Source organism: Streptomyces sp. NPDC057253, assembly GCF_042669125.1.
Lineage (GTDB): Bacteria > Actinomycetota > Actinomycetes > Streptomycetales > Streptomycetaceae > Streptomyces.
The window spans coordinates 44,607-53,323 of sequence record NZ_JBHUXV010000068.1 but is presented as its reverse complement, the minus strand read 5'-3'; the positions used below and the strand labels follow the sequence as shown (position 1 = coordinate 53,323).

9 protein-coding genes are annotated in these 8,717 nt (G+C 72.4%); 6 read left to right on the top strand and 3 right to left on the bottom strand.

Annotated elements, in window-relative coordinates; translation table 11 throughout:
* The coding region (locus ACFULQ_RS30725) for a glycerate kinase (RefSeq protein ID WP_383550181.1) at positions 1-794 on the top strand (794 nt) is incomplete at its 5' end.
* Positions 795-839: 45 nt separating this feature from the next.
* Here ACFULQ_RS30725 and ACFULQ_RS30720 read toward each other — a convergent pair.
* On the bottom strand, positions 840-2,036 hold the full coding sequence (locus tag ACFULQ_RS30720) for a PucR family transcriptional regulator (RefSeq protein ID WP_383550178.1): 1,197 nt from the start codon (positions 2,034-2,036) through the stop codon (positions 840-842).
* Positions 2,037-2,217: 181 nt separating this feature from the next.
* Between ACFULQ_RS30720 and ACFULQ_RS30715 the strand changes: the two genes are divergently transcribed.
* The 5 genes from ACFULQ_RS30715 to ACFULQ_RS30695 are packed head-to-tail and all read left to right on the top strand — an operon-like array spanning position 2,218 to position 7,036.
* Entirely contained in the window at positions 2,218-3,012 is a 795-nt protein-coding gene (locus tag ACFULQ_RS30715) for an ABC transporter ATP-binding protein (protein ID WP_383550176.1), read from the top strand.
* Positions 3,009-3,809 carry an ABC transporter ATP-binding protein gene (locus ACFULQ_RS30710; RefSeq protein WP_383550173.1) on the top strand — a complete coding sequence of 267 codons (801 nt, stop codon included), beginning with the start codon at positions 3,009-3,011 and terminating at the stop codon, positions 3,807-3,809. The genes ACFULQ_RS30715 and ACFULQ_RS30710 overlap by 4 nt, the downstream gene beginning before the upstream one ends.
* The gene (locus ACFULQ_RS30705) at positions 3,806-4,696 is read left to right on the top strand and encodes a branched-chain amino acid ABC transporter permease (RefSeq protein ID WP_383550170.1); all 891 of its coding nucleotides are present in this window, start codon (positions 3,806-3,808) and stop codon (positions 4,694-4,696) included. Before ACFULQ_RS30710 ends, ACFULQ_RS30705 begins: the two co-directional genes overlap by 4 nt.
* Positions 4,689-5,768 carry a branched-chain amino acid ABC transporter permease gene (locus ACFULQ_RS30700; protein WP_383550168.1) on the top strand — a complete coding sequence of 360 codons (1,080 nt, stop codon included), beginning with the start codon at positions 4,689-4,691 and terminating at the stop codon, positions 5,766-5,768. Before ACFULQ_RS30705 ends, ACFULQ_RS30700 begins: the two co-directional genes overlap by 8 nt.
* Entirely contained in the window at positions 5,765-7,036 is a 1,272-nt protein-coding gene (locus ACFULQ_RS30695) for an ABC transporter substrate-binding protein (protein ID WP_383550165.1), read from the top strand. Before ACFULQ_RS30700 ends, ACFULQ_RS30695 begins: the two co-directional genes overlap by 4 nt.
* A 57-nt stretch (positions 7,037-7,093) precedes the next feature.
* Here ACFULQ_RS30695 and pssA read toward each other — a convergent pair whose 3' ends face one another.
* A complete protein-coding gene (gene pssA / locus ACFULQ_RS30690; RefSeq protein ID WP_028808900.1) occupies positions 7,094-7,912 on the bottom strand; it encodes a CDP-diacylglycerol--serine O-phosphatidyltransferase in 819 nt (272 codons plus the stop codon).
* Between the two features lie 22 nt (positions 7,913-7,934).
* Positions 7,935-8,591, bottom strand: a complete 657-nt coding sequence (locus tag ACFULQ_RS30685) for a phosphatidylserine decarboxylase (protein WP_383550162.1) — start codon at positions 8,589-8,591, stop codon at positions 7,935-7,937.
* Positions 8,592-8,717: the final 126 nt, after the last annotated feature.

Sequence of the window (8,717 nt, the reverse complement as noted above, 5' to 3'; positions counted from 1 at the left end):
CCGGAGAGCTGCTGCGCGCCGCGCTGGACGCGGGCGCCCGCACCATCGTGTTCGGGGTCGGCGGCAGCGCCACCACGGACGGCGGCGCCGGCATGCTCTCGGCTCTCGGCGCGCGTTTCCTGGACGCCGACGGCGAGCCCGTGGCGCCCGGCGGCGAAGGCCTCGCCGAGCTCGCCACGGCCGATCTGTCGGGCCTGGACCCGCGGCTCGCGGCCGTCGAGTTCATCCTGGCCAGCGATGTCGACAACCCGCTGACCGGCCCCAAGGGCGCGCCCGCGGTCTACGGCCCGCAGAAGGGCGCCTCCCCGGACGACGTCCAGGCCCTCGACAGCGCCCTCGCGCACTACGCCAAGGTCCTGGAGAACGCCGTCGGCGCGAAGGCCGCCGAGTACGCGGCCGCGCCGGGTGCGGGCGCGGCCGGCGGCATCGGCTACGGCGCCCTCCTAGTCGGGGCCCGGTTCCGCCCCGGCATCGACGTCATGCTCGACGTCCTCGGCTTCGCGCCCGCGCTGGAGTGGGCCGACCTGGTGATCACCGGCGAGGGCTCCCTCGACGAGCAGACCCTGCACGGCAAGGCCCCGGCGGGCGTCGCCGCGGCCGCCCGCGCCAAGGGCAAGGAGGTCGTCGCCGTGTGCGGCCGCCTCGCGCTGCCCCCGGAGGCCATCGGCAGGGCGGGCATCCGCCGCGCCTACCCACTCACCGACGCCGAGCCCGACATCCAGAAGTGCATCTCCGAGGCGGGCCCGATCCTGGAGAACGTGGCGGAACGGATCGGCCGCGACTTCCTGACCTGACCCCGGCCCGGTCGGCCGCCGGCCGGGGCCCAGCCTCGGCCCGGCTCACCGCCGCCCGCCCGACAACCGGTACGCGTCCAGGGCCAGGGTCATCTCGATCAGGTCCCGGGGCCGGGCCAGGGAGCGGGACGTGAGCTGCTCCAGGCGGCGTAACCGGTTGAAGACCGTGTTGCGGTGGCAGTAGAGGCGTCCGGCGGCCCGGCCCGCGGAGCCCTCGCAGAGCAGCCACACGTCGAGGGTCTCCAGGAGCACGGCCCGGTCGGCGGGCTCCAGCTCCAGGAGCGCCCCGAACACGTCCGACACCAGCCGGTCGGCCAGCTCCGGCTGGCTCACCACGAGCGCGGTCGGCATTCGCTGGTCAAGGCGTACGACCGCGGTGCCGTCCGGCGGACACGTGCGCAGCGCCAGCTCGGCGAGCCGCCGGGCCCGCCCCAGCTCGGCCAGGCCCGGCACCACCGGACTGATCCCGCCCGGCCCGGAACAGCGCCCCTCCAACGCCCGCGCCACTCCGTCCAGGCCCTGACCGGGGGCGAGCGCAACGACCGCCACCTCGCCGTCGGCCCGCATCCGCCAGATGAACCGGAACCCGGCGCCCCGCAGCGGCCGCTCGGCCGACTCCCGCCGCTCGGCCCGCAGCACCACCACCGCGTACGGCCCGTGCTCCGGCAGATCGAGCCCCGCCGCCGCCCGCGCCGCGAGCCCGGGCGTGGTCTGCCCCTCCAGCAGGGCGTCCAGAAGCGCCTGCAACTGCTCGTCCGTGCGCCGCCGAAGCTCCGCCTCGGTGGCCCGGTACGCCTCCGAGGCCGCCTGCGCCTGCGCGTCCACCGCCGACCACACCATCGTCGTCGACCGCATCAGCGCCGCGAGCCGCTCCGGCTCCCGCCCGGTCGTCCCCTCCACGAGCGCGTCCCACACCAGGTAACCGGCGTTGCGATAGGCGTGCACCAGGAGGTCCAGCGGCAGCCCCTGGTGGGCCCGGCGCCGGCCCGCGTCCTCGGCGCACTCCAGGTCGCGGCGCGGTGAGTCCCGGGGCGCGGAGATCGTCTCGATGCCGATCCGGATTGCCTCCTCCGCCTCCCGCCACTGCTGGTCGTACGCCAGCACCTGGCCGTAGAGGGGGGAGTGGTCGGTGAGTTGCCTGAGGTGCTCGTCGACGAGCTCCGGCACCCGTTCCAGCAGAGCCGTGCAGGACTCCGCGAGCAGCTTCCAGTCATGACCCGTACGCGGCCTTCGCCCTCCCATCCTCGGAGGATGCCACCCGGACCCGGCCGCGCACAGGCCCCTGACACGCGGTGTTGTGCGCGCGCACAACGGCGGCACCGGCCCGCTGGGCACCCGCAGCGATTCCGCCGGGGGCCGTGGACGGACGCCTGAACCGGTGCTGGGGTGAGCGCCACACCGAGTACGGACAAGGGGGGAGTCCATGACCGGAGCCGCACTGGTCGTCCAGGACCTGTCGGTCGGATACGGCCCCGTGCGCGCCCTGCGCCGGGTGTCCCTGGAGGTGCCCGAGGGAGCCGTGGTGACGGTGCTCGGCGGCAACGGCGCGGGCAAGTCCACCCTGCTCCGCGCGATCAGCCGCACCCTCTCCTTCCACGGCGGCGCGGTCACCGGGGGCACGGTGACCCTGGACGGCCGCCGCCTCGACCAGCTGCCCCCCGACCGGGTGGTCGCCGCCGGAGTCTCCCAAGTACCCGAGGGAAGAAGGGTGTTCGCCCGCATGACAGTCGCCGACAACCTCCGCGCGGGCGCCCTCGGCGGCAGCAGATCGGGCCGCGCCGCAGCCCTCGACCGGGTCCACGCGCTGTTCCCGGTGCTCGCCGAACGCGCGGACCAGCGCGCCGGGCTCCTGTCCGGCGGCGAGCAGCAGATGCTCGCCGTCGCCCGCGCCCTGATGGCTGCACCCCAGGTCCTCCTCCTCGACGAACCCTCCCTCGGCCTCGCCCCGCTCATGGCCCGGCGGATCGCCGACACCGTCCGCGAGATCAACGCCCAGGGCACCTCGGTCCTCCTCGTCGAACAGAACGCGGCCCTCGCCCTGCGCCTCGCCACGCGCGCGTACGTCCTCGAAGTCGGCGAGGTCACCCTCTCGGGCCCGGCCGCCGAACTCGCCGCCTCCGACGAGGTCCGCCGCCGCTACCTGGGCGTGGTCGACGAGGACGCGGCGGCGGACGCGGAGCAGGCGACCGGACGGACCCTGGCGAGGTGGGAGGGGTGACCCCACCAGCCTCCACCGCCCCGCCTTCGACCCTCCCTGCCCTGGAGGTGAGCCACCTCACCGTCCGCTTCGCCGGACTCACCGCCCTCGACGACGTAGGTTTCACCGTCCGCCCCGGCACCGTCCACGCCCTCATCGGCCCCAACGGGGCAGGAAAATCCACCTGCTTCAACGTTCTGTCCGGGGTCTACCGGGCCACCGCGGGCAGCGTCCGCTTCGGCGCGCACGAGCTGACCGGCATGCCCGCGCACCGCATCGCCGCGCTCGGCGTGGCCCGCATCTTCCAGAACCTCGCCCTGCCGCCCCGGGCCTCCGTCGAGGACTGCCTGCTGCTGGGCCGTCACCGGCTCACCCGAACCGGTTTCCTCGCCGCGGGACTTCGGCTGCCGTCGGCGGCCCGGGAGGAGCACCGGCACCGTGAACGCGTCCGGGAGATCGCCGAGTTCGTCGGCATCGCGGACTGCCTGGCGAGGCCCGCCGGCTCCCTGCCGTACGGGCAGCAGAAGCTCGCCGAACTCGCCCGCGCGCTCTGCATGGAGCCCCGCCTGCTGCTTCTCGACGAGCCGGTCGCGGGCATGACCGCCGACGAACGGCGCCGGACGGCCGCGGTGATCGCGGGTCTCCGCGACTCCCTCGGCATCTCGATCGTGCTGGTCGAACACGACATGGGGGTGGTGATGCGGCTCGCGGACGCGGTGACCGTACTGGACTTCGGGCGCCGGATCGCCGACGGCGCCCCGGCCGACGTACAGAACGATCCGGCCGTCGTACAGGCGTACTTGGGGACGGCGTCATGAGCACCTTCGCCGAAATCCTGCTGAACGGCGTCTCGTTGGGGTCGGTGTACGCACTGATCGCGCTCGGGTTCGTGGTGATCTTCCGGGCCACCGAGGTCGTCAACTTCGCCCACGCCTCACTGCTGTTGGCGGGCGGATACGTCACCGCGAGCCTCCACGACGACCTCGGGTTCTGGCCCGCGCTGCTCGTGGGGATCGCGGGGGCCGCGCTGGTCGGGGCGGCCGTGGAGTTCCTGGTGATGCGGCGCTACCGGGGCAGCGACCACAGCGTGCTGGCCATCGTCACCATCGGCGTCGACATCCTGCTGACGACCGAACTGACCCGCCGTATCGGCACCGACGTCCTCGCGCTCGGTGACCCGTGGGGCGACGAGGTGCTGAAGGTCGGGCCGATCTCCCTCGCCCACACCCGGATCGCCGCGTTCGTGGCCGCCGCGCTGCTCATCACGGCGTTCCTGCTGGCCTTCCGGTACACGTCGTGGGGTGTGGCCATGCGGGCGGCGGCGGAGAGCGCGGAGACCGCCGCGCTGATGGGCGTACGGCTCGGGCGGGTGTCGCTCGGCGCGTGGGCGGTGGCGGGCGGACTCGCCGCCGTGGCCGCCCTGTTCCTCACCGTCTTCCCGACGCCAGGGCTGGAGCGGGCCACCTCGCTCGCCGCGCTCAAGGCGTTCCCGGCGGCCATCCTCGGCGGCCTCGACTCGACGACGGGCGCCCTGGTGGGCGGACTGCTGGTCGGCGTCACCGAGTCCCTGGCCACCGGCTACCAGAGCGACCTGACCTTCCTGGGCCGGGGGTTGGGGGACCTCGCCCCCTACCTCGTGATGGTCGCGATCCTGCTCATACGGCCCGCGGGGCTGTTCGGCACCAAGGAGCTCGCCCGTGTCTGAGGCCCTGGTGAGACCGCTCAGGTTCCTGAGCGCACGGACGTACCTCTGGACCGCGACGGCCGTCCTGCTCCTCGCCCTGCCCTTCTACCTGGACCGGTTCTGGCTCCAGGCGGGCCTGTTCGCGATGGCCGCGGCGATCGGCGCGATCGGCATCAACCTCCTCACCGGCGCGACCGGCCAGCTCTCCATGGGGCACGCCTTCTTCCTCGCCGTCGGGGCCTACGGCTACTGCGTGTTCGCGGCCGACGGCGGCGACGGGCTGACCGGCCTCGGCCTGCCGACCTGGCTCGCGGCCGTGCTCGCGGTGCTGGTCGCGGGGGTCGCGGGCGGACTGTTCAGCCCCATCTCCGGGCGGCTCAGCGGCGCCTACCTGGGCATCGCCACGCTCGCGCTCGTCTTCATCGGCCAGCACGTGATGTTCAACGCGCACGACCTCACGGGCGGCGCCAACGGCCGTGACGTACCGCCGCTGAGCCTGTTCGGCCTCACCTTCGACGACCGTGAACTCCTGGTCGCCGCGGTGCCGTTCGGGTCGGCGGAGAAGCTCTGGTACGCCGGTCTCGTGCTGCTGGCGGCCGGCGCGCTGTTCGCCCGGGGTGTCCTGCGCGGCCGTCCGGGGCGGGCCATGAACGCCATCCGCGACCACCGCATCGCGGCCGGGGTCCTCGGCGTGCCGGTCGCCCGCCACCGGGCCGCCGTGTTCGTGCTGTCGTCGATGTACGCGGGACTGGCGGGCGTCCTGCTCGCGCTGGTCTTCCAGCGGACGGTGCCCGACTACTTCGGCATCACGCTGTCGCTCGAATACCTCGCGATGATCGTCATCGGCGGGCTCGGCTCGGTCTCCGGGGCGGTCGCCGGGGCCGTCTTCGTCTCCCTGCTGCCGCAGCTGCTGACCCGCTGGAGCGACGCGCTGCCCCTCGTCTCCGCCCCCGGCACGGGCGGGATCGCACCGGGCGAGGCCTCCCGGTACCTCTACGGCGCCGCCGTCGTGCTGGTGGTGCTGTTCCTGCCCGGCGGCCTGGTCGGCGTGGCCGCCCGGCGTCGCACCAGAACCCACACGGAGGAACGATGATCACGACGACGTACGTGACCAGGACCGCCGCCGGTGCCCTCGCCGCGCTGCTGCTGCTGGCCGGGTGCAGCTCCAAGGCCAAGGACTCCGACGGGGACGGCGACAAGGCGGCCGCGGGCGGGGTGAAGACGGGCGAGGGGGTCTCCGGCAAGACGATCAGCCTCGGCGCGCTCACCGACATGACCGGCGTCTACGCGACCCTCGGCAAGAGCGTCACCCAGGCCCAGCAGCTGTATGTGAAGCAGCTCAACGCCGCCGGGGGCGTCTGCGGCTACAAGGTCGCCCTCTCGGTCCGCGACCACGGCTACGACCCGCAGAAGGCCGTGTCCGGCTACACCGAGCTGGAGCCGAAGGTGCTGGGCTTCGCGCAGTTCATCGGCTCGCCGTTCGTCGCCGCGGTCAAGCAGCGGATCGACGGCCAGGACAAGGCGCTGGTGCTGCCGCAGGCCTGGTCGTCGGCGCTGCTGGGCAGCCCGTACATCCGGGTCATCGGATCCACGTACGACATCGAGACCATCAACGCGGTCGACTTCCTGATCAAGGAGAAGGGGATCAAGAAGGGCGACAAGGTCGGCCATGTGTACTTCGAGGGCGACTACGGCGAGAGCGCGCTGGCCGGTTCGAAGCACATCGCCAAGGAGGCCGGGCTGACCGTCGTCGAGCAGAAGATCAAGCCGACCGACAACGACATGACGGCCCAGGTCACCGCCCTCAAACAGGCCGGGGTCAAGGCGATCGTGATCAGCGCGGGGCCACGGCAGGCGGCCTCGCTGGTCGGGGTGGCGGCGGCGAGCGGCTTCGGCGTGCCGGTGATCGGCAACAACTCGGCGTTCGCGCCCCAACTGCTCGCCACCCAGGCGGGCCCGGCCCTGATGAAGAACTACTACGTGGCCTCGCCCTCGCTCCCCATCGGCGCGGACACGCCCGAGGCGAAGAAGCTGGTCGCCGACTACCGGGCCGCCTACCCGGACGACGCCCTGGACAACGGCATCGTCGCCGGCTGGACCGCCGCGTCGGCCTTCGGCGAGGCGCTGAAGAAGGCCTGCACCGCCAAGGACCTCACGAGGGAGGGCGTCGACAAGGCCCTGCTGTCGATCGACTCCTACGACATCGGCTTCGGCGTCACCCAGGACTTCACCGACCCGAAGTCCCCGTCCTCCCACGAGAGCGTGATCCTCCAGCCGGACAAGAGCGTGACGGGCGGCATGAAGGTCGTACGGGAGGCAGGGGCCTCCGAGGCGGCGAAGGCGTACACACCGGGGGCCTGAGAACGACTGAGGGGCTCGAACCGGAATCGGTTCGAGCCCCTCACCCACGAGCATTCGTTACGGCAGCTGCGCCGCGCGTGCCTCACGACGGTTGTCGCGGAAGTTGTTCACCCGGCGGGCCGTGGCGAACAGGGGGATCACCGCGCCCATCACCAGCTGGAGGGCGCAACCCGTCTGGAGCAGGAGCTGGCCGCCCGGCGCGCCGAACGCCCAGGCCGCGAGAAGGCCCATGCCCAGCACGATCCAGGAGAGCATCCCGACCGCGAGGCGGCCCCGCGGCTTCGGGTACTCGACCCGGCTCACCATCAGCCACGCCGTCCCGAGGATCGCCAGGAGCGTCGCCACGAAGGGCAGCTCCAGGAGGACGATCGAGACCACCGTCAGCGCGCCGAACGGGGACGGCATGCCCTGGAAGGTGCCGTCCTTCACCGTCACGCAGGAGAACCGCGCGAGTCTCAGCACCACCGCGAGGAGCACCACCACCGCCCCGACCGCGGCCACCTTCTGCGACGCGTCGTCCGCCACCATGCCGTAGACGAGGACGAAGTACGCCGGCGCGAGGCCGAAGCTGATCAGGTCGGAGAGGTTGTCCAGCTCCGCGCCCATCGGCGAGGACCGCAGCTTGCGTGCCACCAGGCCGTCGAACAGGTCGAAGACCGCGGCGCACAGCATCAGGATGACGGCGGTGGCCGCGCTGTTGCGCGCCATGCCGGATTCCTGGCTGTCGGTGAGGTGCGGGATCAGGATGCCGGTGGTGGTGAAGTACACCGCCATGAAGCCGCACGTGGCATTGCCGAGGGTGAGGGTGTCCGCTATTGAGAGGCGGAGAGAAAGAGGCATCTCCTCCTCGTCGTCCACCTCGTCGGCCTCGGGCACCCAGCCCGCCTGTGTCTCGGGATCAATCACGGTCAATGCGAGTCACCCCAGCCACCGTCTTCTGGCCGACCTCGACCGCGACCTCCACGCCCTCGGGCAGGTAGATGTCGACGCGTGAGCCGAAGCGGATCAGACCGATGCGCTCACCCTGCTCGACCTTCGTGCCCTGCGGGATGTAGGGGACGATACGGCGGGCCACCGCGCCGGCGATCTGGATCATCTCGATGTCACCGAGCTCGGTGTCGAAGTGCCAGACGACGCGCTCGTTGTTCTCGCTCTCCTTGTTGAACGCCGGCACGAACCCACCGGGGATGTGCTCGACCGACGTCACCGTGCCGGAGAGCGGCGCGCGGTTGACGTGGACGTTGAGCGGGCTCATGAAGATCGCGACGCGGGTGCGACCGTCCTTCCACGGCATGATGCTCTGCACCACGCCGTCGGCCGGGGAGATGACCCGGCCCGGGGCGATCTCGCGCTCGGGGTCGCGGAAGAACCACAGCATGCCCGCCGCCAGCGCGGTGGTGGGCACGGCGACGGCCTTCGCGACGCCGGAGCGGCGTGCGCGCAGCAGGCTGACGGCTGCGGTGGCGACGGTCGGAAGGAGCCACGGCGATGCTCCGCGCGCCAGGCGTACGCCTGCCAGGCTGTCGCGAGGTGCAGAGGTTTGGCTGTGGGGCATGGATGACCTTCGTAGCGGATGATGCCGCGCACTAGACGGGGGACGGCGGCTTTCCGGGATCGTACCGGTCGGAGGCCACAACTGGGCAAGCCAGGAAGCCGAGTCGACGGCTGAAGCCCGTCGACG

What these genes read in the sequence shown, in the direction of transcription:
- ACFULQ_RS30695 (WP_383550165.1), top strand. Translation starts at nt 5,765, where the DNA reads ATGATCACGACGACGTACGTGACCAGGACCGCCGCCGGTGCCCTCGCC.
- ACFULQ_RS30715 (WP_383550176.1), top strand. Translation starts at nt 2,218, where the DNA reads ATGACCGGAGCCGCACTGGTCGTCCAGGACCTGTCGGTCGGATACGGC.
- ACFULQ_RS30720 (WP_383550178.1), bottom strand. Translation starts at nt 2,036, where the DNA reads ATGGGAGGGCGAAGGCCGCGTACGGGTCATGACTGGAAGCTGCTCGCG.
- ACFULQ_RS30705 (WP_383550170.1), top strand. Translation starts at nt 3,806, where the DNA reads ATGAGCACCTTCGCCGAAATCCTGCTGAACGGCGTCTCGTTGGGGTCG.
- ACFULQ_RS30685 (WP_383550162.1), bottom strand. Translation starts at nt 8,591, where the DNA reads ATGCCCCACAGCCAAACCTCTGCACCTCGCGACAGCCTGGCAGGCGTA.